This is a genomic window from Enterobacter cloacae complex sp. ECL72, from assembly GCF_019056635.1.
GTDB classification, from domain to species: domain Bacteria; phylum Pseudomonadota; class Gammaproteobacteria; order Enterobacterales; family Enterobacteriaceae; genus Enterobacter; species Enterobacter hormaechei_C.
In genome coordinates, this window is the sequence record NZ_CP077659.1 from 3032564 (window position 1) to 3057936 (window position 25373).

32 protein-coding genes, 1 tRNA gene and 2 pseudogenes are annotated in these 25373 nt (G+C 51.0%); 11 read left to right on the top strand and 24 right to left on the bottom strand.

Annotated features, from left to right (window positions below; genetic code table 11):
- Positions 1-9: 9 nt before the first annotated feature.
- The 18 genes and pseudogenes from KTH07_RS14630 to KTH07_RS14720 all read right to left on the bottom strand — a co-directional run bounded on the left by KTH07_RS14630 (position 10) and on the right by KTH07_RS14720 (position 11239).
- Positions 10-639: a tail assembly protein gene (locus KTH07_RS14630; RefSeq protein WP_045331483.1), complete on the bottom strand. Its 630-nt coding sequence runs from the start codon at positions 637-639 to the stop codon at positions 10-12.
- A 79-nt stretch (positions 640-718) separates the two neighbouring features.
- Positions 719-1171 carry a hypothetical protein gene (locus KTH07_RS14635; RefSeq protein ID WP_072044163.1) on the bottom strand — a complete coding sequence of 151 codons (453 nt, stop codon included), beginning with the start codon at positions 1169-1171 and terminating at the stop codon, positions 719-721.
- Positions 1168-1740, bottom strand: coding sequence for a Panacea domain-containing protein (locus tag KTH07_RS14640; protein WP_045142476.1), 573 nt, complete (start codon positions 1738-1740; stop codon positions 1168-1170). The genes KTH07_RS14635 and KTH07_RS14640 overlap by 4 nt, the downstream gene beginning before the upstream one ends.
- Before the next feature lie 338 nt (positions 1741-2078).
- On the bottom strand, positions 2079-2798 hold the full coding sequence (locus tag KTH07_RS14645; RefSeq protein WP_063162029.1) for a C40 family peptidase: 720 nt from the start codon (positions 2796-2798) through the stop codon (positions 2079-2081).
- Between the two features lie 15 nt (positions 2799-2813).
- Positions 2814-3479: pseudogene (locus KTH07_RS14650) on the bottom strand (terminase large subunit domain-containing protein); the annotation flags it as partial.
- The gene (locus tag KTH07_RS14655; RefSeq protein WP_063162028.1) at positions 3457-4455 is read right to left on the bottom strand and encodes a terminase small subunit; all 999 of its coding nucleotides are present in this window, start codon (positions 4453-4455) and stop codon (positions 3457-3459) included. The gene KTH07_RS14655 and the pseudogene KTH07_RS14650, both read right to left, overlap by 23 nt.
- Positions 4456-4674: 219 nt before the next feature.
- Positions 4675-4905, bottom strand: coding sequence for a hypothetical protein (locus KTH07_RS14660; protein ID WP_003859853.1), 231 nt, complete (start codon positions 4903-4905; stop codon positions 4675-4677).
- 1095 nt (positions 4906-6000) lie between these two features.
- The gene (locus KTH07_RS14665; RefSeq protein WP_045331536.1) at positions 6001-6270 is read right to left on the bottom strand and encodes a hypothetical protein; all 270 of its coding nucleotides are present in this window, start codon (positions 6268-6270) and stop codon (positions 6001-6003) included.
- 7 nt (positions 6271-6277) lie between these two features.
- Entirely contained in the window at positions 6278-6907 is a 630-nt protein-coding gene (locus tag KTH07_RS14670) for a glycoside hydrolase family 19 protein (RefSeq protein ID WP_058670585.1), read from the bottom strand.
- On the bottom strand, positions 6907-7188 hold the full coding sequence (locus KTH07_RS14675) for a phage holin family protein (protein WP_045332224.1): 282 nt from the start codon (positions 7186-7188) through the stop codon (positions 6907-6909). The genes KTH07_RS14670 and KTH07_RS14675 overlap by 1 nt, the downstream gene beginning before the upstream one ends.
- On the bottom strand, positions 7175-7561 hold the full coding sequence (locus KTH07_RS14680; RefSeq protein WP_015570936.1) for a phage holin family protein: 387 nt from the start codon (positions 7559-7561) through the stop codon (positions 7175-7177). Before KTH07_RS14680 ends, KTH07_RS14675 begins: the two co-directional genes overlap by 14 nt.
- A gap of 177 nt (positions 7562-7738) precedes the next feature.
- Positions 7739-8701 (bottom strand): P63C domain-containing protein, encoded by a 963-nt coding sequence (locus KTH07_RS14685; RefSeq protein ID WP_217310781.1) that lies wholly within the window; start codon positions 8699-8701, stop codon positions 7739-7741.
- Between the two features lie 100 nt (positions 8702-8801).
- A tRNA-Arg gene (locus tag KTH07_RS14690) sits at positions 8802-8875 on the bottom strand.
- A 412-nt stretch (positions 8876-9287) separates the two neighbouring features.
- Positions 9288-10097, bottom strand: coding sequence for an antitermination protein (locus KTH07_RS14695; protein WP_063162027.1), 810 nt, complete (start codon positions 10095-10097; stop codon positions 9288-9290).
- A complete protein-coding gene (locus KTH07_RS14700) occupies positions 10097-10234 on the bottom strand; it encodes a YlcG family protein (RefSeq protein ID WP_048244230.1) in 138 nt (45 codons plus the stop codon). Before KTH07_RS14700 ends, KTH07_RS14695 begins: the two co-directional genes overlap by 1 nt.
- Positions 10231-10587 carry a RusA family crossover junction endodeoxyribonuclease gene (locus KTH07_RS14705; protein WP_063162026.1) on the bottom strand — a complete coding sequence of 119 codons (357 nt, stop codon included), beginning with the start codon at positions 10585-10587 and terminating at the stop codon, positions 10231-10233. Before KTH07_RS14705 ends, KTH07_RS14700 begins: the two co-directional genes overlap by 4 nt.
- Positions 10584-10877 carry a DUF1364 family protein gene (locus tag KTH07_RS14710; protein ID WP_032654581.1) on the bottom strand — a complete coding sequence of 98 codons (294 nt, stop codon included), beginning with the start codon at positions 10875-10877 and terminating at the stop codon, positions 10584-10586. Before KTH07_RS14710 ends, KTH07_RS14705 begins: the two co-directional genes overlap by 4 nt.
- A gap of 134 nt (positions 10878-11011) precedes the next feature.
- Positions 11012-11239 carry a YdaS family helix-turn-helix protein gene (locus KTH07_RS14720; RefSeq protein ID WP_022651660.1) on the bottom strand — a complete coding sequence of 76 codons (228 nt, stop codon included), beginning with the start codon at positions 11237-11239 and terminating at the stop codon, positions 11012-11014.
- A 115-nt stretch (positions 11240-11354) separates the two neighbouring features.
- Between KTH07_RS14720 and KTH07_RS14725 the strand changes: the two genes are divergently transcribed.
- The 10 genes and pseudogenes from KTH07_RS14725 to xis all read left to right on the top strand — a co-directional run bounded on the left by KTH07_RS14725 (position 11355) and on the right by xis (position 18277).
- Positions 11355-11765, top strand: coding sequence for a helix-turn-helix domain-containing protein (locus KTH07_RS14725; RefSeq protein WP_032645736.1), 411 nt, complete (start codon positions 11355-11357; stop codon positions 11763-11765).
- Positions 11766-11823: 58 nt separating this feature from the next.
- A pseudogene (locus KTH07_RS23500) lies at positions 11824-12064 on the top strand (hypothetical protein).
- A complete protein-coding gene (locus tag KTH07_RS14730) occupies positions 12064-12249 on the top strand; it encodes a YebW family protein (protein ID WP_022651662.1) in 186 nt (61 codons plus the stop codon). Before KTH07_RS23500 ends, KTH07_RS14730 begins: the two are co-directional and overlap by 1 nt.
- A 9-nt stretch (positions 12250-12258) precedes the next feature.
- Positions 12259-12417 carry a YdaE family protein gene (locus KTH07_RS14735; RefSeq protein ID WP_032654607.1) on the top strand — a complete coding sequence of 53 codons (159 nt, stop codon included), beginning with the start codon at positions 12259-12261 and terminating at the stop codon, positions 12415-12417.
- Positions 12418-12500: 83 nt separating this feature from the next.
- Entirely contained in the window at positions 12501-12788 is a 288-nt protein-coding gene (locus KTH07_RS14740) for a hypothetical protein (RefSeq protein ID WP_022651664.1), read from the top strand.
- A gap of 122 nt (positions 12789-12910) precedes the next feature.
- Entirely contained in the window at positions 12911-15976 is a 3066-nt protein-coding gene (locus KTH07_RS14745) for a RecE family exodeoxyribonuclease (RefSeq protein ID WP_063162025.1), read from the top strand.
- 9 nt (positions 15977-15985) lie between these two features.
- The gene (locus KTH07_RS14750; RefSeq protein ID WP_022651666.1) at positions 15986-17071 is read left to right on the top strand and encodes a RecT family recombinase; all 1086 of its coding nucleotides are present in this window, start codon (positions 15986-15988) and stop codon (positions 17069-17071) included.
- 34 nt (positions 17072-17105) lie between these two features.
- Positions 17106-17717 (top strand): hypothetical protein, encoded by a 612-nt coding sequence (locus KTH07_RS14755; protein ID WP_063162024.1) that lies wholly within the window; start codon positions 17106-17108, stop codon positions 17715-17717.
- On the top strand, positions 17704-17946 hold the full coding sequence (locus tag KTH07_RS14760) for a DUF4060 family protein (RefSeq protein ID WP_017692869.1): 243 nt from the start codon (positions 17704-17706) through the stop codon (positions 17944-17946). The genes KTH07_RS14755 and KTH07_RS14760 overlap by 14 nt, the downstream gene beginning before the upstream one ends.
- Positions 17947-18022: 76 nt before the next feature.
- Positions 18023-18277: an excisionase Xis gene (gene xis, locus KTH07_RS14765; protein ID WP_229692509.1), complete on the top strand. Its 255-nt coding sequence runs from the start codon at positions 18023-18025 to the stop codon at positions 18275-18277.
- On the opposite strand, the gene KTH07_RS14770 is transcribed toward xis, so the two are convergent.
- The 5 genes from KTH07_RS14770 to rpoE form a co-directional block, all read right to left on the bottom strand.
- Positions 18255-19484 carry a site-specific integrase gene (locus KTH07_RS14770; RefSeq protein WP_006811608.1) on the bottom strand — a complete coding sequence of 410 codons (1230 nt, stop codon included), beginning with the start codon at positions 19482-19484 and terminating at the stop codon, positions 18255-18257. The genes xis and KTH07_RS14770 overlap by 23 nt on opposite strands.
- Positions 19485-19915: 431 nt before the next feature.
- A complete protein-coding gene (rseC, locus tag KTH07_RS14775) occupies positions 19916-20392 on the bottom strand; it encodes a SoxR-reducing system protein RseC (RefSeq protein WP_006811609.1) in 477 nt (158 codons plus the stop codon).
- Positions 20389-21342, bottom strand: a complete 954-nt coding sequence (gene rseB, locus KTH07_RS14780; protein WP_023304255.1) for a sigma-E factor regulatory protein RseB — start codon at positions 21340-21342, stop codon at positions 20389-20391. The genes rseC and rseB overlap by 4 nt, the downstream gene beginning before the upstream one ends.
- Positions 21342-21992 carry an anti-sigma-E factor RseA gene (gene rseA, locus KTH07_RS14785; protein ID WP_015572138.1) on the bottom strand — a complete coding sequence of 217 codons (651 nt, stop codon included), beginning with the start codon at positions 21990-21992 and terminating at the stop codon, positions 21342-21344. Before rseA ends, rseB begins: the two co-directional genes overlap by 1 nt.
- Before the next feature lie 31 nt (positions 21993-22023).
- Positions 22024-22599 (bottom strand): RNA polymerase sigma factor RpoE, encoded by a 576-nt coding sequence (gene rpoE, locus KTH07_RS14790; RefSeq protein ID WP_006176728.1) that lies wholly within the window; start codon positions 22597-22599, stop codon positions 22024-22026.
- A 425-nt stretch (positions 22600-23024) separates the two neighbouring features.
- Here rpoE and nadB point away from each other — a divergent pair, with 425 nt between their 5' ends.
- Complete coding sequence (gene nadB / locus KTH07_RS14795; protein WP_017692868.1) at positions 23025-24644, top strand: L-aspartate oxidase; 1620 nt, start codon at positions 23025-23027, stop codon at positions 24642-24644.
- Here nadB and KTH07_RS14800 read toward each other — a convergent pair.
- The gene (locus KTH07_RS14800) at positions 24629-25366 is read right to left on the bottom strand and encodes a tRNA1(Val) (adenine(37)-N6)-methyltransferase (protein WP_015572137.1); all 738 of its coding nucleotides are present in this window, start codon (positions 25364-25366) and stop codon (positions 24629-24631) included. The genes nadB and KTH07_RS14800 overlap by 16 nt on opposite strands.
- Between the last annotated feature and the right edge of the window lie 7 nt (positions 25367-25373).

Genomic DNA, 25373 nt, shown 5'->3' on the forward strand with positions numbered 1-25373 from the left:
AAATATTTGTTATTGCTGGTCTTCTACGTAAATCCCGGCAGAGGCAACAGCGCCGCCGATTCGCCGTTTACCATAGAGAATGGGGACAGGGTTTCCCTGAGAGGTTGTGTTCGTAACGCCACCAAATGCATAGCTTGCGCGGTTATCTGCTGATTGCTTGCTGGCTAGCCCGGTAGTCTGTGGAGAAAGCATCTGGACTACGCCGCCGATCGCCATTGATGCCCCTATCCCCGCCACAGCTCCCCATCCACCAGCAAAAGCAGTCCCACCAATCCCGATCGCGGCCCCTCCCGTGACGAACGCGGCAACAGCGACAAGGGCAACCCCGAGGATTGTCTGAAAAAACCCGGCTCGCTTACTGCCGATGATCACCGGCGCGATGCGGATTTCCTCTGTGCTCCTGTCCATACTGAGTTCATCGTTTACGAGGTTTCGTTTCCCGCTGAATACCGCATAAGTTAAACCTCGTTGCTTACTGGTATTCAGGAAACGCTCAAAACCCGGCACGATAACGCTCAGGGCGCGGATGGCCTCCTTTGGTGAAGCTACTGATAAACGATATTCACGCCCGAATGTGGCACCTAGCACGCCATAAAGCCGGACTGTTCTGAGCGGTTCTTTATCGAGTGAAATTGCCATATTTACTCCATAAAAAAACCCGCCGAAGCGGGTGTGTAAGATATCATAAAGCAAAAAACCGCCAGATGGCGGGTTTAAGTTATGTGCCTGTCAAACCATCGGTCGGTTCAGGCTGATCTATTAATGACGTGTTCGTACAATACTTTTCTTTAAACCTGATGTGCTTTGGTTTTGCTTGTTCTGAAATATCGAAGCCTGAGAGTACTCTCTCGAATGCAGCTTCTGGCATATCATCATGCGCCGTTATTTCACCGGCTGCATGCTTTCTTGCAACATTATCGACACGCCAGATAACTGCCTCGGCATAGACTATATAACTGGGATGCTGGATAAATCGATGGTCACCAGGGTTAAGCACACACGCATCATCATGAGGAACGCCCGGCTTAATACTGGACACGTTAACAACCAAAATGCAGTAACAGTCGTTTACTGGGTAATAAACAGGATCGTTGCAAATCACATGAAGATGATTGCATGGCCCGCTTGGAGCTAAAACGGTTCCTTTTTTATATGGTTGAAATGTGCTCATGACAATTGAGAAGAAAACTCCTTGAGCTCTTGTGATTCGCACATGCTCCTGAAAATATTTTCAGCTTCTTCAGGAGTTTTACCCTCATTCAAAAAAATTTCACGCACGTCAATAGGGGTTCTAGACCCGCGAGGATCATGCCATTCCGGGCAAACATCACGCAGGTGAGTCATATCGCGCAACTCGTATCTATTCATGTGACCATACTGGGCATAAATTTCATCGAGGATGCGGACATCTGCCCGGCTCAATTCATCGAACACTTCATCAGCATCCATTTCACGCGGATCAGCACTCAGGCAAACATCATGCCCCGCTGTTTGAATCAGCCGATACCAGTATTCACCGCCAGTCTCTGCTCTACCACGGATTAAATCCAGGGTAGTAGACATCACAGGGCCATGAGGCATTGAATAGAGACGATCCTCACCCATCATGCGTCCATGTCGGATCATAGATTGGCGATTTGCCAAGTATAATAATTTCATAAGCTTCAGATATGCCATGCGCCCGCCACGTTTAAGTAGCAGGTAAGCAGCCATCTGAGCTACTTTTTCTTCGCTAAACATATTGAACCTCTAAATCATTTATGAAAGCAGCACTCTACAGTGATTCTATAGCTAGCTATAACTTTTAAGCAATCCTCATTTGGTCAAGATAGCCCCACGTTCGACGATGATCGCGATGACCATTTTGAAAGTTAACAGCACTATCGCAGAAGTTACCCCTCAGGTAATAGTAAACTATTGTCACGTTCTCGGGAGATAGGCGGTGCCTATGAGCCAGCTTGAGCTTTCAAGAATGGCATAAATAGCACTTTTTGCACAAAATGTATGGCTTGGTTGGAATGCAGAACAACAAAGATTGCTGTAGTATTTCGCCCCCTCTGAATGGAGGTGCTCAGATTTCAACCACACTCTAATAAGATTTTATGTCTGAGTATCTTCATGGTTCTTTCCATCCAGTAGCCGCCATAAGGAACGCGCTGGCTCAGATGCCCATAAAGGTGATGCAGTAGCATGTTACCTTCCAGCAGAATCCCCGCATGATTCCACTTATCAGCCTGAACCTGCATGATTACCATATCGCCAGGTTTCGGCGGCCCGTCGAATTCACGGAATCCGCACTCGTACCAGCAATCCTGATAGAAGTTGTCCGGATAGTCTTTTTCCCACCAGGGATAACCAACCCGGTAATCGTGGAGTTCGATACCATGCGTTTGCCGGAAATAGCTCATTACCAGCCCCCAGCAGTCGAAGTGACCAAGCACAAAAGGACGCTCCAGCAGCGGCAGCTCTCCGCGCGGCTGAATGGTGCGTAAATCCCCCTCTGGCCAGCTCACGATATGCCAGGGTAAAAGCGTTGAGTCGCATTGCGCTTTATCCAGTTCGCTCGGCTGCGTAGTGGCGTCAGGGTGGCTGTGAACGATGGCGATCACCGTACCCCAGTCCTCAGCAACTGCGTAATCTTCCGGGCAGAGGACAAAATTTTCCTCCGGCGCCGCGGCAAGATTCCGGCACGGAAAATAACGTTCAACACGGCTTTTTTGCACCACCACACCACAGCACTCACGAGGATATTCAGCGGCAGCATGCGCCATAATTGCATCAATTGTTTTCTGACGCATATCAGCTCCTGATCAGCGACGTTCTGCCTGAATCAGTTCATCAGGATAAGAACTCAGCAGCGAGGAAATGTAATCCGGGGGCAGGTTCTTCGCGTTGTCGAACGTGCTGGCCTGAATCAGCCCATACAGAGCAGAAAGCTCAGGCTTTTCGCGGACCGCCTTCACGAACTGCTGGTAGACGAACTTGAAGCCCTCCGGCGTAGTCGTTACATCGATGCCGTTACGCAACCCGTCGACTTTGTAACGCATACGGGCGATGATTTTTCGCCAGGCCTGCTGCGCTTTGGCAGCCGCCATGACGTCCAGTTCATCCACCATCGCATTACCGATTTTGAAACCAACTATCGAGCCTGGCTTCTCCATTGAGCGGCAGATTGTGGTTCCGCGGTATCGTCGCCCCTCGTAGAAGTGAACCTCTTTGTTCCCCTCATTGATTATGACGCTCAGCCCCCAGTCAAAGGCCACTTCCTCAATCGTCGGGTAGAAGATGTCACGGATCTGCGGGTACGTCGGCGCGAAATAACCCTGGTTGATTTTAGGGTGCTCCCACATCCCCTTACAGATGCCGCCACAACCCACCCACGTCTTACCGGAACCGAACCCGGCAACGTAGGCTTTGAATTTGTGCTGCATCGCGAGGAAACGCGCCTGAGGAATGTTAAGTGTCGGGCTGATCCCCATCTTCCGCCCTCGCGTCCACTACGTTGATATTGATCTGAACTGGGGTCGGTTCGTCACCATCACCATCACCGGCCAGCTCTTTGCGGAGTTTCTCAACCTCCAGCTGCCGGCGGTCGATTTCGATCTGCTGGAGACGCTGAGCGAACTCGCTATCCGCCAGGCCAAGCCGTTTCATTACGGCTTCGAACATACGCTCACGGCTGATAGCGGTTATCTCGACGCCGTTCTTTCCGACCTTTACGCCGGAGTAAGCGAGTCGCGAGACTGGCGAGAGTTTACGCGTATCAGCGAAGTAAGGCTGGCCGATACCATCGCCGTTACAGCGTGGGCAGGCAGGGTTAGGCTCACGATTATGGTCATAGCCATAGCCACCAACATCAGCGGGCTCGCGACTTTTCCGCTCAAGCGCTTCGAGTCGTTTCTCTTCGAACTCAACCATATCGCGCCACTGGTACTGGTGACCGAATCCCCAGCAGTAACGACACGCGCCGCGGCGATACTGCGATAGCTGGTTTGCATCGAAGGTGGCAAGCTGCCACATCTGCGCGAGGACTTCATCGGCACCGCCAAGCGTGCGCGCAATGGAGGCTTTCTGCTGTTGTGCAATAGCCTGGGCAACTGAAGTTTTCTGAAGGAGTTGATAACCAATTTGTTCAGCGGATTTTTTGCTGTAACCCGCCCTGATAGCTGCTTGTGTGGCGTTACCATCCTTTAGGTATTCCGCAACAAATAAGCGTTGCTGAGCAGTAAGTCCATCATCATCCATCTGCTCATTTGCGCTTTGTTCTTTCTGCGCAATGCGCACTTTTTTCTGCGCAGATTTTTGCGCAGTTTGCGCAGAAGTTTTTTTGATATATCGACGGGCGGTAGCGTAGTTCAGTCCCTGCGCTTCACACCATTCCTTTGGTGATACGCCGGTTGCGGCATGTTCGGACAGGAACCGTTGCTGAAGCTCTCCCCAGTCCGGTTTTGCCATTATTCACTCCAATAAAAAAAGCCACCAGCGAGTGCCAGTGGCTTGAATGTGGTAATCAGAAATGGGTTCGAACCGTTGGGACAAACAATATTAAGCGCTCACCCGCTGGATTAAAGTAGCATCACGCTTCGTCTGGCCGATATGAACTCCTGTATCACTCTACTGACGTATAGAACCAAGCATGACCCATCCTACTGCTACGCGCCAGTCTCGCTGCTTTCAACCAATCAGAGCATCATAAGCCTCGATAATTTCTTTCCTGCTCACGTATCTGTCGGCTGCCACCAATATGGCTCCACTTTCGCCTTTCAGAAAAGTTGAAAAAAAAATCACCACATCCAAACACCTCACCTCATCATTAGCATACAGATAAAGAATCTTGCTCCGATAACTTCGAATTTTCAGCAACTTAGCAGGCTCATCATCAGCAAAAATCAATAGCTGTGCCATAAAATCTCCTTCTACACATAATTCCTTACAAGAGAAGATTGTTAGTCCCATGAACACTCAATCACATTGACGAATCTTTTGCCTGTGATTTACGTTACCTTTAATAGCCCAAAAGTCTTTTTTAACTCATACACCTGAATTCAATTCTGAAAGAAGTGAAAATGGCAGCAAACAAATCACCAGGAGTTTAACTTTCTTTAATTAGTTATAGTGCAGAATGCTTAACCCTGTATATAGAGTTCGCTTCTTCGCACTTTTCTTTCAAGTATATGAACCGGGTGGATACTTCACTGTTTGAGCAGTTCGTCACAATGCAGTAACCCTCTACCCATGCCTTTTCATCCTTTTCGGCAAACAAACTTTCGAAAATGGCAACCCAAGTGCTGTTAGGCATGCGTTCCAGTTCAAAATACTTCATTGTCCCTCCCTCACGAAGGGTTCTGTACTCATCCAATCCTAAGATTTTCATAATGCATCTCACGGTCTTTTTAATGTTATGATTTCTAGCATCATATCCAGGCTTTTCCTACCCCAAAATCCATGGGACTCTGCATTTTATCATCATTAGCAACCAGCAGATGAGCTTTGTAATAGATGAAGAATGCGCATAAGAAAGCCATAGCTATTCATGTGACATGCCTGTCCTCAGTATTGGATTTAGGTTACCTCCTGGATAAAAACTTACCCATCAACATTAAAAATACAACGATTCCAACAGGCACTCCAACAATAGGTGTAGCGAACGCGCTTACTCCCACGGCGGCAACCATACCTCCCAAAGTACTAAACATGATGGGTATGATTAACATAATGATAGCCTGGGGTATTCCTGCCTTCCAGAGGAGTAACACCATAATGACAACAAAGAACACCATGAGAAAAGGCATTGTTTGCCCCCTTAATTAAACACACTCTCTATATAACGACCATTTGGAAAATTTATTTAGTTATCTTTCAATTAAGGCCTACTTGCAGTTCGCCTGCCACGCTTTGTTATGCGCCAGGATGTCGCGCTTCGTCTGCCTGTCCAGTACATCCCAGTCGTGCGCTGTGCAGTAGATGGGTTTAACCCAGTCGCAAGACGTATCGGCTACCTCAACCCTTACGGGTCCAGTTGTCCCGCAGCTCGCGATCAACATCGTCGTCAGACATATGGTTAACAGTCTGCTGTACATTGCTGGCCTCTTTCGTTGCTTCTACCCGGCGTTCGGCTGCTGCGACCGTTGCCGCTGCGTTATCTTCGGTGCGCTGCTGGTCGGCTTTCACTTCAGCTTTGCTGGTGCCGCGAATATGGCCCAGGCCAAAAGCGCCGGCGATAACGGAAATAACCAATGCGACCAGCCCAATTATCGTTTCGATCCCCACATTCACCTCATACCAGAACGGATTTCGCCAGGTTAAACAGCGCACGGCGTTTATCCAGCCCGTTGCGGCCGCCATTGATTAACAGTGTCACGCGCTCAACGTCGCCGGAATGAAGAAGGCAACCGCGGGAGGCATAGAACCATGCGGCAGAGCGCGCGGCGTATTCATCCTTTTCAAGCAGCTCCGGATGAGTAACAAGGTCCAGTTTCAACGCCTGGCCACAACTGCGATAGTTGCTCAGGCCGGTAATCTGTTTCAGCCCGCGACCGCGATATTTCCAGCCATCACCAGCGACCTGATTGCCAAGGTGTTCTTTTCCCCACTCACCACCGTATACCAGATTGGCGATCGCTTTCTGGTTTGCCGGTTGCGTTGCCGTTCTGCCAAGTGCGGCGGATTGCTGTTGAGTGATGCGGTGGCTGCCGAACGTCGGTACCAGGTTTTCAACCGCGTAATTCAGGTTCTCCACCAGTCGGGTAAATCTGGTGCTTTCATGCCCCATCTGGGCAATAAACATGGCCTGATCAAGCGGTGCGGTGATGCCGTATTCCTTCATGGCGGCGTCGATATGCGGAAACCAGCGCGCAGCTAATCCGGCGCTGATACCAGCCGCCTTCTGAAATTGTGATTGGTTCATTAGTGCCTCAGATGATCAACCAGACGTGCAACGTTGCCTTTGACGGCCACCAGCACGGAAAGGAATATGATATTGGCCGCAATGGTGGCCCATGATGAATGCGGGTAGATCCCACACAGGTACGCCAGCGGTACAGCGCTGTAAGTGACGGTAATCAGCCAGGCTAAACGCGAAATCCATGGCCGATGCCGCGAATCACCACGGCGGTAAAACATCAGAGCAATTACAACTCCGGCGCAGAGCAGCGCGTTGATAGTTGCTGTTGGGTCATTTAGTACCACCTGAACCTCCCCGGCGCGTTATCAGCGCCACCAGCGAGCCGATGTCCTGCTTGTTCAGGAACGTAAGGATTTGAACGGCTAATGCAGAAGCTATTACGGCACCAATAGCATCCAGAGGCTTCTCGGTGTACCCCGTCCAGGATGTGAGTTTTGACCCCAACAACCCCGAACAAAGAATGCCGACGATATACGACACGAAGAAGTAGGCCAGGCGACGTAACACACTCAGGTCAGCTGCTGTCGCTATGTAGAATACTGCGCCTGCAAATGCTCCAAAAACAACACCGTAATCAGTTCCGGTCAATAGACCGTAAACACTTGCTCCAGTCAAAGCTAAACCGGCCAGCCCTGTGCCGGAAAATGGATCGGACATAGGTCTCCCCTCATATAGCTGTGTATCCTCTCAGTAATGAGGGGAATAAAAAAAGCCCGCACGGGAGCGGGCAACGAATGCAGATATTTATTTTTTTCAATTTCAGAACGAAGATTATCGGCAGTCTTGGGAAATACTTTAGACAATAAAAACCCGGCGCGGTGGCCGAGTTGATGATCACTTGTTTACTTTTTCCAATGCAGATTCGTAAGCGTCTTTCTCATCAAATAGAGTCGTTACCGCTAAAACCTTACCAATCTGCTGCTTGAGCGCCTTGACGCCAACCTCAGATAGGAACTGGTGGATCATGTCTCCGGATTTTCCGAATTCATCTTTGCTACTTTTAGCAAGGTCAAGAATCTTACCTTCGCTTTTGGCCAAGGGCTTGTAAATTTGCTCAATAGTCAATTTTTTGAATAAGAATGGACGCCCTCGTCCTGGCTTGTTTAATTGATAAATTTTGTACCAAGCCTCATAAAGTTCGTTGGGAAACTCTTTCTCATACTGCCTAGCTTCTTCCCTAACAAATGCTTTGAAGAGATCAATTACTTGCTGTACTTCAGGTTTGAATCCAGCTACAGCGTAAGCAACGTTAGTAATACCAACCTTTGCCGCCGAGTTAACTAAGTCTTGAGCTTGCATAGCTGCATTTAGTCTAGATGCTGGAAGATCGCCACTATCTTTAGCTGCCGTAAGGGCTTTGCAAATATCAATTACTACTGAAATATCATATCCATGTCCGCCAGTAAAAGAACCGAGTACTGCGCCATCGTTCTCCCATTGAAAAATATAAGGATTTTCCATTTTCTCAAGCAAAACTGCGTCTACGTAATCTTGCATATATTGAGCGTTAAGAACTCGGTCGATATCTTTTACTCGCTCCCCAAGACCAATGAGTTTTGCCAGCCCGGTTTTAGTTACCACAGCCGTTTTAGATTCATTGTCTAAAACATAACACTCAGTATCAATGCCAAACTCTTCCATAAAGCTTCCCTTGTGGGTTGCTTTCAACGGCTTGTCTTTCCATCTTGCTGCCGCTGCTTTTTTGGCAATGTCAGAACGCTGCTCTTTAGTAAGAGACTTCGCCCTAGCAATCCCGCCCTTAGCTTTACCCTTTGGATCTTTCTTATCGTCTGACATATGCAAGCATTTTTCACTATTTTATGCTTGCATAGTCAAGAGCATATAAAAGGCCGCTGGATGGTAGCCTTCAGTAAACTAATGTTGTTGTGCTTAATTGTACGCCATCGAGGATTCGAACCCCGAACCACAGAGGTAGAAGCTCCGTGCTCTTTCCAGTTGAGCTAATGGCGGAAAAAAAAGACCAGCAATGAGTTGCTGGTTATGGGTCATGCAGTTGTCTCTGCGAAGCGGGTGTATACCCCACCCAGTGTTATCAGTATCGAGAGCATTATCAAATGCCATAAAAACTATAGCACTGATGAAAAAATTCACTCTGTCAAAGGCCATCAGAAATGACCTTTTGCTCATAACGGGAAGCCAGCTCTCCCGAATGCTTAGTGTCACGCCTAAGAAGGGCATGAAAGCAGGCTTTCCGTTGTGTTTAAAACGAAAAAACCCCGCGGTATTAACCGCAGGGCTTTAAGGATTTCTTGCTGGTCGGAACGAATGAACGGATTCCCAGCGTTAGAGTTGATGCTAGCCGAAAATTCCGCAAACCTCAACACCTTTTTTCTCTGACAATTGAGCTTTATAGAAAATCAGCCTACATCGTAACTGCCTTTAAGGCGCTGTCTGCATAACCTTCTTGCCTGTGGCATTCTTCCACCAGCAATTCAAACAGCGGTTGCAGCTGACCGTAAGCGGTGGTTTTTTTTACATCCCATACGGTGCGGACGCCCTCCAGCACATTGGAAAATTTTAGCCGGGCGTAACCTCTCCCCGTGCAACGGTCACACACCTTCATGACCGGCACGCCCTGTTCCTCTGTCTTTTTCTTATCCAGCACCCTCCCTTTCCCGTGGCAGCGACACGCATTGCTGATAACGCCTTTGCCGTTACACGCTTTGCACAGAACGCGCGCTCTCTCCCGAACTGATTTCCACTCCTCCCAGTATGAGGGGTAAACACCCTTTGTAACTTTTGCCCATTTTGGCGGCTTGCCGTCAGGGTATTGGATTTTGTTGGTGAATACCTCGACTTCGGTAAAGCCGCTACCATCGCAGCAGTCACATCTGCGAACGCTTGCCGCACTACGGGCGTAATCCTGGTATGCAAAAGCACACATAATTTCAAGAACGCGCTGCCGAACTTTTTCATCGAGTTCTGTAACTGATTTAAAGCGTCGGCATAGGACCAACGATGCTCCATAAAGCGCCTCCATTGCCCGGTCAGGGCTGCTGATACCAATTTTTGCAAGGTATAAATCGAATCCAAACCCACACTTGGCGTTAACCAGTCCAAGCGCGGTCATAACATCAGTTCCGGTCAGATTGTCGGTGGCAGTCGCCCTCGAGGAGTCACTGTACATCGGTGATTTTGGCGCGAAATATTTAGCGATTGATTCGAGGTTCATTATGCGGCTCCTGCTGAATGATAGATTCGAACAAAATTACGAAGGATGCGGTAGTCCACCAGCACTGATCCCCGGTAGCGGTAAATGCGAAGGCGCTGCCAGCGCGCGCGTAGTACCTCAAGCGTTTCTGGCTTCATGTGGCCTCCCCGATGATAATTTGCCCGGTTTCTCCCCAGATTTTGGTAACCCGCCCGTCCCAGACATGGCTATCCTCGTCAAACACTGCATCCAGCAGAGCTTTTTCCAGATTGTCTTTGTCCGGCTTTTGTTGATGAGTCTGGCCGACATATTGCGCCCGCTTCGTCTTACTCCAGCTCTTTGGCATGGGGATAACGAACGTGACGTGATATCCGGAATCTGGCAGGCGGATCCCCAGCAACCGGACCTGTTCTTTGTATGCCCCGTAAGCTGCTGTTGCTGGCCGTTTATGCCATCTGTCGCGCTGAGTCATTCGGGGTTTGCCGATCGGCGTAATTTCGTAAATTTTCATGCGGGCACCACCAGCCCGCGGCGGGCAACTTCAATCACTGTCAGAACAATCGCGCGGTCCATAAGTTGCCGACGCTCGTCCCGGTTCAGCTTATTCCCGTTATCAATGCTGTCATGACAGCAAACGCAGAGCGCAGCTGTCGCACAGTCATCGGTTTTTAATCCCATGCCTTTCCCTTCGTTTCGGTGTGCCACCTGCGTTCCCCATGCTCCACAAAGAACACAGCGCTCGATCTGCCCGACGGCGGCGAGCCATTTTTTGCTGCGATAAATAGCCACGCTCACCCCCATATCCAGTGACGCAGCCCAGGCACGAACGGCGTCTCGGATCTGTTCGTGCTTATCTGCCGCGCCTGGCTGATTGCGATTTATCATCGCAACCGGAGTTAATCCGGTATTTTGTTGATATGAAATGGCATGCATGGTCAAGACTCCTGTTTTGGCAGCCCGTCTGTGGGATTTGGATAAATGTCACTACGTACTTCATGCGGAGTGATTTTCCATCCCAACAACTTGCAAATCGGTAGCACTCGATGCGCGGGAACCTCATGGTTCAGCCACAGACTTACAGCTTGAGAAGTTGTGCCAAGATTCTTGGCGATCTCTGTTTGAGTCATGACATCGCATACTCGCTGTTTAATTGATTTGGTCATATCCAGCCCTCAGTGAATGAAAAATGAGATTACAGCATGAAAATATTATTTTCAATCATGCATGAAAAAAATCTTTGCAATGCACTATGAAAGGCTACCTTGTAGAATGAATGCCATGAAAAAAGCACCTCATGAAGCGTTCGCCTACCGACTTCAGCTCATCAAAGATGAATTCGGCTGGAACATGTCTGATATAGCCAGGAGAGCCATGGTTACTCCCCAGGCAGTTCAGCAATGGGCTAAAGGTGAGTCAGCGCCTCGAGGTGTAAGGTTGAAACGCCTTGCAGCTGCCACAGGTAAACCAGAGCACTGGTTTTTTATGCCGCCTGATGCAGGTGATGATGACCTGAGCATGCATAAACCTCCACGGCAACTGGATGAAAAAGAAATCGCTTTGCTCTCATTATTCAACCAGATGCCTGAAGCTGAAAAGCTTCGCCTCATCGTTCACGCAAAAGCTACTCTTAAAGAGTTAGATCTCCTCAAGGATGACGTTACCAACATCATCCAAAGCATTCAGAAGTAAAAATCACATCTTTTTTTTCATTGCATCCAATAGTTTGGATGCATTGACACACCCTTAATTGAAAATTTATATTTCATTCCGCTTGCTAGATGTAAATAATATTTGTATTGTTATCTCCATCGACAACAAGCGCATCGTTGTCAGGTAATAAACGTTCCGCTGGCCGGCGACAAGGCAAAGAGGATGAGATGATTGATTTTGCACGCAAACCAGCACAGCAGCAGGCCGTTCGCCTCAACTGGATTAAAGTCAGAATCCGCCAGCTTTGTTACTTACTGGCTCAAAAGGGTACTCCGTAATGAACACTTTATTTGCACTGGTTCTGACTGTTATCTCCCTCAACGGTGAATCGCAGGATGTAGTAATCGATGTATATGACAACCAGCAACAGTGCCAGGCAGCTGCTATCGAGCAAAACGTGAATGGTGAGTGCTGGCCTGTAGAGGGAATTATTCGTAACGGCGAGATCCCGGCAAGCCTGTAAGGAGCGGAAATGAAGAAAGAATGCGGATACTGCCGCAAGCCTTTTGAAGCGGGGAAAGAAGTTAAACGCACCTTGCTTTATTTTTGTGGCAATAATCTTGCCCGTAAAGAAAAAGAGTATTGCTCAAAACAGTGTGCTGAAAAAGACCAGATGGCACACGAAGCGTAATTAGCAGCCCTGTAATTTGAAAAAAATTCGCCATTTATTTGGCGTGGATTCTTACACCCTGAATAAACCAAAAGGAACATTCTATGGAAATCGTAAAAGTCGAATTAAATCTGAAAGCAATTAACAAAAGCATCGCTTTATTCAACTGCGACAAGAAAGTATCTGGCCTGATTCATACCACTGAAAACGGCGAAACCACCGTCGTACTTGATGGGGGTTATGTTCTTGACTCGTTCGACTGTCCGCACTGCGCTATCGAGGCTATCAGCCTGCTGGCCGTGAAAATTAAAGATGGTGAAAAGAGCGGGCACGGCAGCTATCGCCAGCACAAGCGCAACTTCATGGAGCGTGCATTCATCACTGTCCATTAAAAAGCCCACCGAAGTGGGCCTGCCTGTCCGGTCTCACCGACCAAAGCGAACCGGACATCCCCAGGTAAATACGAGGTGTCTTTCAGGCACCTCCAGTCTACACGATAAGAGGATTATGTGTCATGACTAACACGAACCCTGTATTTCTTGTTCGAAGAGCAAAAAAACAATCTGGTCAGCCTGATGCAGTTTTATGGTGCAGCGAGGACTTTGAAACCGCTAATGCCACCCTGGATTATTTACTGCTTAAGTCCGGTCGCAAATTTAAAGACTATTACAAAGCGGTCGCAACTAATTTCCCTGTTGTAAACGAACTTCCACCGGAAGGCGAAATCAGTTTTACCTTCTGTGATTATTATCAGCTCGATAAAGGCAAAATGAACTGGGAGCAGATCCCTGGGGTTTCTCTGCCCGAGCATCCTGCAACACAAAAAGCGGAAATGGCCGAAGCCACGGTCGTTAATGGCGTTGACACGTCTACTGGTGAAATCGTCGACGAACAGGCTTTTAACGAGGCTGATGCAGTTCCTCCGACCAATTCTGATCTGAAGATTGACGAAGGCGACGACGAAAACACGCGCTACCCGATCGTGCAAATGTCGTTCCGCAAGCAGCTGTTGTCGCAGCTTACGTCGGATGAACTTCGCTATCACCTCACGCAGGCGGAGTATCAGGAAATAAGCACGCTGGAAATGGACACTGATAACGGATACGTCCAGAACCTGCTGCTGGCAGCCGCAAGCGTAGAAAAGATCCAGACTCTGGATATGCCATTTCTGTGGAAATACACCAGAGCCGTCAGAGACGTTTTTGATATGGAGAAACGTCACGAACTCTCTCTGATTTTGAAGTTTACGCAAGTATGGGCAGAAACATCACACCTCGATCGTGGAATTTTGACAAAAGAATGGGCCAAAGGTAACCGCATCAGCGCCGTGCAGCGTACTGACTCCGGTACTAATGCCGACGGGGGCTATAAAACGGACCGCGGCGAAGGGGCGCACCATACGCTTGATTCTCTTGATCTTGAAATTGCCTGCGCCCTGCTACCCATGGATTTCAACCCACACGAAATACCAGGCAGCGTGCTGCGCCGCGCGAAGGAGATCGTCGCTAAAAAAGAGGAACCGTGGAAATCGTGGAGCAACATCCTGCGTAATCAACCGGGGGTGCTGGCAGTGAACCGCACAGCAATCTTCAATCTCGTGCGTATCGCTCCTGAGAACATCCACAAGACCCCTGCTGCTCATCTGGAATTTGTTAATCGAACAATGACCACAAATTTCAACTCCACGACCGAGTTAATGCCGCTGCCTTCTGCCGCCCCAGTTATTTCACGTGAAGGCGTGGACAAGCAGCTGGCAGCCGAACGTGGAGAATTTGTCGAGGGTATTAGCGACCCAACAGATCCGAAATGGGAAATAACCCACCGTATGACCACCACTACTCACGAAGAGAATTTACAACGGATTCGTGAAGAAGGTGCGCGCCGCGCTGAGGAAATGAAAGAGCAGCCGGAAATCACAAGTATGGGCAACGGCATGTTTTCCATTGAAGGCCTGCTCAACCAGAGCGCCTCAAATGAAGCAGAAAAAACGGAAGTGGAGACCACCAGCAATGTGCAGGTTCAAGAGAATAACAGTAATGAAGAACCGACTTGTGATGCGCTGTCACCGGGCAAAGTCGTATTGCAGCCAGGTGAAAGCAGTGCTGACACTGGTGAGGAACCAGCTACCGTAGAGCCGTCTGCCGCTGAGATTCTGGCCACCAGCGCGCCGAGTCTCGCCAGCCAGGACAGGGATGATGCAACCCAAATTCCTGATTCAGTAGACCAGAACGAACCAGAATCGGCACAAAACGAACCAGAAGTGCATCAGGAAGAACCAGCTGTTGAATATCCTGCTTATTTCGAGCCAGGCCGCTATGAAGGTCTTCCGAACGAGGTTTATCACGCCGCTAACGGCATCAGCTCTACCCAGGTAAAAGATGCGCGCGTGTCGCTGATGTACTTCAATGCGCGCCACGTTGAAAAAACCATCGTCAAAGAGCGCTCCGCAGTTCTGGACATGGGCAACTTAGTGCATGCGCTGGCGTTGCAGCCTGAACAGCTGGATGCAGAGTTCAGCATTGAACCGGTTATCCCAGAAGGCGCATTCACCACCACGGCGACACTGCGCACCTTTATCGATGAGTACAACAACGGCCTGCCTGTACTGCTGAGCGCAGACGATATCAAAAGATTTCTTGAAGAGCATAACGCCACGCTGCCCGCTCAGGTGCCGCTGGGCGCTAGCCTGGAAGAAACAGCGCAGAACTATATGACGCTGCCAGCTAACTTCCAGCGTATCGATGCAGACCAGAAGCAGACGGCAACGGCAATGAAAGCCTGCATCAAAGAGTACAACGCCACCCTGCCGACGCCGGTTAAAACTAGCGGCAGCCGTGACGCGCTGCTCGAGCAGTTAGCGATCATCAACCCTGACATGGTGGCGCAGGAAGCGCAGAAGCCACGGCCGCTGAAAGTATCTGGCACTAAGACCGATCTGATTCAGGCCGTGAAGACAGTCAAACCAGATGCCGTGTTTGCCGACGAGCTGCTGGATGCCTGGCGCGATAACCCGGAGGGGAAAGTGCTGGTTACCCGCCAGCAGCTGGGCACCGCACTGAATATTCAAAAAGCGCTTCTGGCTCACCCGACCGCCAGCATGCTGCTGACCCACCCGAGCCGTGCCGTCGAGGTGAGTTACTTCGGCTTTGACGAGGAGACGGGCCTGGAAGTTCGTGTGCGCCCGGACCTCGAGATCGACCTGGACGGTGTGCGTATCGGCGCAGACCTGAAAACTATCAGCATGTGGAACGTAAAGCAGGAAAGCCTGCGCGCCAGACTGCACCGGGAAATCATTGACCGCGACTATCACCTGAGCGCAGCCATGTACTGCGAAACCGCGGCGCTGGACCAGTTCTTCTGGATTTTCGTCAACAAAGACGAGAACTACCACTGGATCGCCATCATCGAGGCATCCGCTGAACTGCTGGAGCTGGGCATGCTCGAGTACCGCAAAGCGATGCGCGCTATCGCAACCGGATTCGACACAGGTGAATGGCCAGCACCAATCACTGCCGACTACACCGACGAACTGAACGACTTCGACCTGCGCCGCCTCGAAGCGCTGCGTACTCAGGCATAAGGGGGATATATGCAAAATACCAACGTTACCGTTGCTGATCAGAACACCGTTATTAATTCCAACGTGGCACTGTTCGATTCTCAATACCTTAACGCCATCAGCACTTTTGCGCAGATTATGGCTCAGGGCACCGCGACAGTTCCTAAGCATCTTCAGGGCAATCAGGCCGATTGCATGGCCGTAGCGATGCAGGCAGCACAATGGCAGATGAATCCCTTTGCTGTAGCACAGAAGACGCACCTGATTAATGGTGTGCTCGGGTACGAAGCGCAGTTGGTCAATGCCGTCATTTCGCGTAGCGGCGTGCTTGCCAGCCGCTTTGAATATGAGTGGTACGGGCCATGGGAAAAAGTTGTTGGAAAATTCCATATTCGTAAAGGCGAAAAAGGCGAGTACCGGGTCCCTGGCTGGACCCTGGCTGACGAAGCCGGGATCGGCATTATTATCCGCGCAACCCTGAAGGGTGAAGATCAGCCGAGAGAACTCGATTTACTGCTGGCTCAGGCTCGCACCCGTAACTCAACGCTCTGGGCTGACGACCCGCGCCAGCAGCTTGCATATCTCGCAGTGAAGCGCTGGGCCCGCCTGTTCTGCCCGGATGTGATTCTGGGCGTTTATACCCCGGACGAGCTGGATGATCGGCGTGAAGAACGGGAGGTAAACCCTGCCCCTGTGCAGCACATAAGTTTGACTGAAATTACTGATGACAACTTATCTACCACACAGAACGCGCAGCAGTCCTCAGTAAATATCGACACTTTGGCTGATGAATACCGTAAACGGATTGATTCTGCTGAAACTCTGGACGATGCCACTACCGTCGGAAACGACATCAATGCTTCTAAATCCGTACTGGGTGCAGCATTGCACACCGAACTGAAAAACAAAGCTACGCGCCGGTACCACTTTGTGAATGCGAAAAACAAAGTTGATACAGCTATCAAAGCACTTCCAAAACCGGGAGTGGAAGGTGCGGGAGAACGCTTCGAGGAAGTTGAAAAGATGCTCTTGGCGGCTAAACGGCACTTGGGTGATGAATTGCACGATAAGTACCGCATCACCCTCGATGATATGAAACCGGAATATGTGGCCTAAGGGAGGCGGGAGGGTTCGCCCTCCCGGTAACGATATGACGAAAATTATCGAACGCGGAATGATTTTTAACGGTGAGATGGTGCGGGCGATCCTCGATGGACGGAAGACGCAGACGCGGCGGATCATCAAGCCGCAGCCAGAGGGAACATTAAGCGGAAGTTTATCCGGTATGTGGTTAAGCAGGCCTCTTAACGGACTGTTGTTGCCGAAAATTGAAGATATCGCAATCCATTGCCCGTTCGGTGTCGTCGGTGATCGCATCTGGGTGCGGGAGACGTGGGCAGAGGCTGGAGCAAGCGCGCCGGATCTGAAACTTTATCTCGCGAATTACCCTGCGCATGTTCCAACTCATTACGAGAACGTGCCGCCGGCAGAGGATGTCCGCTGGACACCCAGCATCCACATGCCGCGCTGGGCCAGCCGTATTCTGCTGGAGATCACCGATGTACGGGTCGAGCAGCTGAACGATATCAGTGAGGAAGACGCACGTTCGGAGGGAATTTCTGGCTCCTCGGCACGTGACGTTAAAGAGGCTTACGCAGCGTTATGGCGGTCTATCTACGGTTCTGACAGCTGGCGAGCTAACCCATGGGTCTATGTGATCAAGTTTAAGCGTATCGAAGGAGATGGCCATGCGACTGATTAACCGAGGTAACCAGCAATCCCCGTTAGCGCGTCAGGCATGCGACATCGCGCTGGCAGCCCACCAGCAAAGATACGGCGACTATGGGCGCAGCAAGATGAAAGAGACGTATACGGTGAAGGTTGAAGGCGTGAAGGTCTGGGTGGAGGTGGTGAACCGCAAGGCGAGCTATGTGGCCACGGCAATGACAGGCATGCGCCGCTTGCGTGCCCTTCCCGGCCAGGCGTCCTGATAAAGAATTATCAAACGGCCCCGGTTGGGGCCCTTGGAGAACGAAGATGAGCAAAGCAACGAATAAATTTGAGCTGATGAGCACTAAAGACATCTGCGGGCAGCTGTGTATTTCCTCACGTACGCTCGAACGCTACAGGAAAAGAGCCCCAAACGAGAACCCTTTCCCTGAGCCAGATTGCGCTTACATGGGTGGACCCAATAAATGGCTCAGAACCAAAGTCACCGCCTGGCAGATTAAAGAGATGTCACGATCAACCCGTAAGCCGATGTCTCACCTGAACCTAACCCGTGATGATAAAGGCCGTCTCACCCGACCTGACGCGGCGTGAACTCCAGAATGTCGGGCTCGACGATGCTCATAAGTCGGGCCCACCACTTACCATATGCCACTCTCATTTCCTCAACATAGGTGTGCTTGTCGTACACTGACCACACACCAGGCAGTTTGTGGCCAAGCATTATTTCGGCGATATGCGGCTCGGTTAGCTCTGAGAAATTCGTTCGCGCAGTCCTGCGCAGATCATGAATAGTAAAGTGTGGGACCTGCTCGTTATAGGCCTTGAGCATGAACTTAACCAGGTTACTGCTGATGCTCATATGGAAGCCTTCACTCATCGGCTTGTCTTCATATTTTGAAAAAACAAAGCGTCCTGGCGCCAGCTCAATGGCCCGTTTTATCAGCGGGAGCATTTCCGGGATGATAGGTCGAATTATCGGTTTCTTTGTCTTCCGCCCTGTCTTGTGGTTTTCCCATGGAACAGTCCAGATCCCTTCTTCAAAATCAAAGTGTGCGACTTCAGCCTGCCGGAGTTCGCCAACCCTGCACGCCCATATCAGAGACAATTTATAGAGGATCTTGTTTCGCTCAATGAGGCGGGAATCCTCAATGGCTCGCCAGACAATCGCCAGTTCTTTACGGTCCAGGGTTCGCTCACCCATTTGTTTCTGGATGCCGAAATCACGCCCAGACATTTCTGACAGCGGGTTAACTTCCAGCAGTTGCCGTTTCACTGCCCAGGAATAACACTGTCGGCCGTTGCTGATCACGCGCCGGGTGATCTCGCTGTAACCCTGGGCCAATCTGTCCAGGACAGTGAGCCAGTTGTGTAGCGTGAGCTGATGCGCAGGGTATTTCCCGAGCTTGGGGAAAACGTGCAGTTCAAACGAGCGGAGGACCTGCCCGGCTGATTCTTTCTGAATGCAGACCATTGAGTGCCATTCACGGAACAGCTCTTCGAAGGTGTACTGGCTGTTAATCTTGGCTTTATCGAGGCTTTGCCTGATCCGAGGGTTTTCGCCACGGGCAAGAATAGCTGCCCACTTTGCGACTTCATCGCGCGCGGCTTTTAATCCGAACTCCGGATAGCTGCCGATCGTCATCTTGTCCTGTTTGCCCAGGAAGCGGAATCGGTAGAAAAAAGTAACGGCCCCCTTTTTGGAGATGCGTACCCACAGACCATCACGGTCTGCCTTTTCTTCAACTTTGTCTCGTTCGCGCCCAAGGCACGACTTTAGATAACTATCTGAAATAGCCATGATTTGTCCCTGCGTGTGTCCATCAGAACGGGAGGTTATGTGTCCATCATAGAATATGGACGCACTGGTGGACACAAAAACCATGACTTATGATGTCGTAGGTTGACTGTACATGCAAACAGTATAATTTTTGGAAAGGCTGATTTGATGGGGATCTTGAGGCGTTTTTGTCGGAGGTTTGCGGAGGCTGGCGGGGTATCAATTATCGATGTGAGCAATGATCGAAAAGTTACGTATGTTCTTCATATAGTTAAATAATTATGCCTTACGAATTCCTGGAGGCCGCTGTTCTTAGCCTGACGTTTTTCAGTGCGAAAACGCAGCATTCTACACTACATCCTCGTCAGCTGGAAATGCACTTAGAGCCAGGTATAGCGCGAAGAGACGGCGTTTTCTTTATTGCGATGTAAATAATAATAAAGCCCGGCAGATTACCGGGCCTCAGAAGAGAGCGTCTCAACACGAAGTTGGTCGGGTGCCAGTGCAACGCTGAGGATAACGGGCTGCCACGCTTCCCGGGCGGCAAGCCTTGGGGAAACGCCTTTAGCAAGCCAGAACCCGCCCACGCCGCCCAAAGCGGCCCCGCACATGGCGGCCAAATCTGTGCCGAACAGCATCTGGAAAACCCCGCCCATCACGAACAGACCTGCCAGCGGAGAAAGGTAAACCAGCATGGCGGAAGTGAGCAGGCTACCTTCAGCGATGCCCAGCTCCACTTTTTGCCCTGCCACCAGCGGCTGATCGCTCGGCACAGCAATAGTGTGCGACGTTTGCGGCCCCAGCTTATTCAACACGCGGCTGCCGCAACCGGCTCGCGAAGCGCAGCTGCTGCATGATGCTTTAACGTCACAGCTGACAAGCGCTACGCCATCCTGCCAGGATACGACCGTGGCCCACTCTTTAATCATTGCGCAGCCCTGAATTTAATGCTGTCTGAAATACGTTTTGCCGTTGGCGGCGGTAATTCACCGACAATGGTAATTTCCGCATTATCGCGCACCGTCGTGCTGACCGTCCGGCGACCGGTACGGAGCATCTGTTCGGAACTGTTCGCCGTAGCGCGATTGATATTCACCGAGAAGCTAAACAGCCCATCGGAATAGAGTCGCGACTCAACTGGTGTTTCGATGGTTGGGAGCTGGCGACGGCTGCTGGAAACTTCGCTGAACCCTTGCGGGATCCAGGATGGTACCCAGTTAAAATAGACAGAATCGCCGGCAGGCACGGAAAGCAAAGGCGGCAGGCTGGCTTTGGCCAGATTCTGCATGCTGTTGCCAACCTGACTGTTCACATCGAAGGAGATCACGCGGAACTGCTCCAGCGTCTCACCGTCGCGATCGAGCAGATCAACGCGCATCGGCAGCTTCGTCTCTGCGTCAATCCAGACGATATAGCTGTAACGTGTCCCATCCCGCGCAACAACGCGGATCACTTCGCACAGCCTGTCGGCAATACGCGTTCGCCCCACCGAGATAAAATCATAGTAGGGGGCGAGACGTTTAAAATCGGTGTAAATGAGCGACGGCAGGGAGTCAACGATGTAGTCACCATTGAGCGTAAACGGCTCAAGGCCAGGCTCGAAATAGCTGATTTCGTTCCCACGCTGGACCACTTCCCGACGCGGGCCATCCATCTGTAAAAGCTGGGCGAGCGGCTGGTTATCAAGGCGGGCGTGGCGATAGCGTAACGATTCGACACCCTGCTTATTGATGCTGATAAATGCCAACTCGTAATTGAGTGACTGGCTGGCCAGATTCATTTGCTGCAACAACGCCCCGGATGAAACATCAGCCGAGGCGTTAGCAGAGAAGAACAGGCTACCCGCCATCAAAGACATGGCGAACCAAAGTTGCTTCATTACTGCGATTGCGTTCCTAAAGTTTGGTTTCCTGGCACCTGCACAGCAGCCTGCTGGGTTTGGGCCTGCTCAAACTGAAGCTGCTCGGAGTGCAGACGGCGCTGCAACTCGTAATCCTGCAACATCGCATTAATGCGACGGCGCTGCTCCTGTACCTGCTGTTGTTGTCCGCCGCTTGCGGAGGCATCTGCCGGTACGCCCAGGCTAACCGGGCTGGCTTTACCCATCATCGGCAGCGTATTGAACACTGGCGCTTCAGGCTGCTGATTGGCTTCAGACTGAGTATTATAGTGCTGGACCCCAACGATAACTGCAAGCGATACGCACGCAGCGACCCCCATTTGGGTGAGCTGGCTGGCCCATGGACGCACCTTGTGCCAGAACGGCATTTTCTGCCATTGGTGAGGTGCAGGCTGCGCTTCAGGAATCAGCGGCGTGGTCTGATGAACAGGTTCGTTCTCAATGGCCGCCATAACGCGTGCTGAGATATCGAAATGGAGAACCTCGCTGGTATCACCGCGCAGAGAGTCGCGGATAAGATGATAGCTCTCCCAGGTCTGTTGCATTTCGGGAGAATGAGACAACTCATCGAGCAGCTCATTATCCAGCGTTTCACCATCCATTAAAGCGGAAAGTTTTTCTTTCTGCATGCCTAATACCTTTTCCAGTATCCCGCTATCGTCAACGCCTGATAAGCGGTTGAACTTTATTATCAATGGCTTCTCGCGCACGGAAAATTCGTGAACGAACCGTGCCGACCGGACAATCCATGATGGCGGCTATCTCTTCATAGCTTAGGCCATCCAGCTCCCGTAACGTAATTGCCATGCGTAAATCTTCCGGGAGCGACTCGATCGTGCGAAAAACGATTTGTCTCAGTTCTTCTGACAACATTAAGTTCTCAGGGTTCGAAATTTCTTTCAGCGCGCCACCACTTTCGAAGTTTTCTGCGTCGATAGCGTCAACGTCACTAGAAGGCGGACGACGGCCCTGAGCAACCAAATAATTCTTAGCCGTATTGACTGCAATACGATACAGCCAGGTATAAAAAGCACTATCCCCCCGGAATGAATCCAGCGCGCGATAGGCCTTAATAAAAGACTCTTGCACCACATCAGGAACATCGCCTGACGGTACATAGCGGGAAACCAGACTCGCTACCTTATGCTGGTAGCGCACCACCAGTAGGTTAAAAGCTTTCTGATCTCCCTTCTGGACCCGTTCAACCAGGACCTGGTCCGTTAACTGCTCGCTCATCCGAGGTAATGTCTCCCCAAACCAAATTCCACGCGTTATCGAAACGCCACTCTAACAACATTGCACTTTGAGCAAGCACCGAATTAGAGTGTCTGTTCTTCAATAAGTTCCGTAACGCCTTTGTTTTTGTTCATCGCGCCGCAGACCGTTCATTTTCTCTCATTATAAGTCTGTTCACGATACGCACCCGCTTTCTGACAAGAATCATCAACTTTATCGTCAGAAGAGTAACGCAACACAGGCTTTATTTCACCACAAAATCTGAAGCTAACGATCTGCTTCGCAAAATATTTCCGGCCATTTAGCGCAGATTTAACTTCTGGCCTTCCGTTTAGTCATTGCAACACACAACAAAAAAAACGTGCGATATCTCGCATCACAATGCTATTCTCCCCACACCATGTTTAGTAAATTAAACAAACATCATGAACACGACGCCTGAACTTCATTGTGATGTACTGATCATCGGCAGCGGTGCTGCCGGCCTATCCCTCGCACTGCGCCTGGCGGAACATCAGAACGTAATCGTGCTGAGTAAAGGGCCGATGAGCGAAGGTTCCACCTTCTATGCACAAGGCGGTATTGCCGCCGTGTTTGATGAAACGGATAGTATAGCCTCGCACGTAGAAGACACCCTGATTGCCGGCGCCGGGATCGTGGATGAGCATGCGGCAGAGTTTGTCGCCAGCAATGCCCGCCACTGCGTGCAATGGCTTATCGATCAGGGCGTGCTGTTTGATACGCATGTTCAGCCTAATGGTGAAGAGAGCTATCACCTGACCCGTGAAGGCGGGCACAGCCACCGCCGTATTCTGCACGCTGCTGATGCAACCGGAAAAGCGGTTGAAACCACGCTGGTCAGCAAAGCCCTCAGCCATCCTAATATTCGGGTGCTGGAGCGCAGCAACGCCGTCGACCTGATTATTTCCGATAAGATTGGCCTGCCCGGCACGCGCCGTGTTGTCGGCGCATGGGTGTGGAATCGGAATAAAGAGAAGGTGGAAACCTGCCAGGCAAAAGCCGTTGTGCTGGCGACTGGCGGCGCCTCCAAGGTTTACCAGTACACGACTAACCCGGATATCGCCTCCGGAGACGGTATCGCCATGGCCTGGCGCGCAGGCTGCCGCGTGGCGAATATGGAGTTTAATCAATTCCATCCTACCGCCCTGTTCCACCCGCAGGCACGTAACTTCCTGTTAACTGAAGCGTTGCGCGGCGAAGGCGCGTATCTGAAGCGTCCGGACGGTTCCCGGTTTATGCCGGACTTCGACCCCCGAGGTGAACTTGCCCCGCGGGATATCGTGGCCCGCGCCATTGACCACGAGATGAAGCGGCTTGGCGTCGACTGTATGTATCTGGACATTAGCCATAAACCGGAAGACTTTATTCGCCAGCACTTCCCGATGATTTATGAAAAGCTGCTGAGTCTGGGTATTGATTTAACCCGCGATCCGGTGCCGATTGTACCTGCCGCACACTATACCTGTGGCGGGGTGATGGTTGACGATCATGGTCGTACCGACGTGGATGGTTTGTATGCGATCGGCGAGGTCAGCTACACCGGCCTGCATGGTGCGAATCGCATGGCCTCAAACTCGCTGCTGGAGTGTCTGGTGTATGGGTGGTCGGCTGCGGAAGATATTACCAAACGCATGCCCTATGCACGTCCGACAACACACTTGCCGGCATGGGATGAAAGTCGGGTAGAAAACCCGGACGAACTGGTGGTTATCCAGCATAACTGGCACGAGCTGCGGCTTTTCATGTGGGATTATGTCGGGATTGTACGCACAACGAAGCGTCTGGAACGCGCGTTACGCCGCATCATGATGTTGCAGCAGGAAATTGATGAATATTACGCCAACTTCCGCGTTTCTAATAATCTGCTGGAGCTGCGCAACCTTGTGCAGGTTGCCGAGCTGATTGTGCGCTGTGCGATGATGCGCAAAGAGAGCCGTGGCCTGCATTATACGCTGGACTATCCCGAACCGCTTGAAATGTCCGGCCCGTCGGTGTTGACGCCGCAGGTTCACATAAACAGATAAAAGGCCTGGGTCAGTGCAGTGTAATCTTCGGAATAACGCTGGTCTGGCCCACGAATGACCATCCTGTCGATAAAGCATTCCCCCTCTTTCGGCGAGAGCGCCAGCAACACGCGGTGCGGTAAGCGTCCTTCCGTATCCGAAATATCGGTACGAAGACGCAGATTCCAGCCGATCCCCCGTGCGATCTCAATGAAGGTATTACCCGTGCTTTCAGGCAAGACCACGCAGAAAAATCCCTCTTCCGAGATGAGCTCCGCCGCACTGGTCAGTAGCGCCTTGTGATCGAGCGAGCCGGTGTAACGTGCCTGCTCGCGTTCTGGCGTTCCACATTCCACGCCTGGCGTGAAATACGGCGGATTGCTGACAATCAAATCGTAACGCGCGGTTTGCTCCGACGCCCAGGTCAGGACATCGGCGCATTCTACCCTGATGCGATCTGCCCACGGAGAGTCGGCAGCGTTTTCACTTGCCTGCCGAGCCGCCTGAGGATCAAGCTCAACGGCGTCGATCGTGACGTGTTCTTCCGTTCGCTGCGCGAGCATCAGCGCCTGAAGTCCGCTGCCCGTACCAATATCCAGAATGCGTTTTACACCTGCGACAGGCGCCCATGCACCCAGTAAAATACCGTCTGTGCCGACTTTCATCGCACAACGATCGTGCGCCACAAAAAACTGTTTAAACGTAAAACCATCGCGGCGCAACTGCGCTTTGAGTTGAGACATGTCAGGG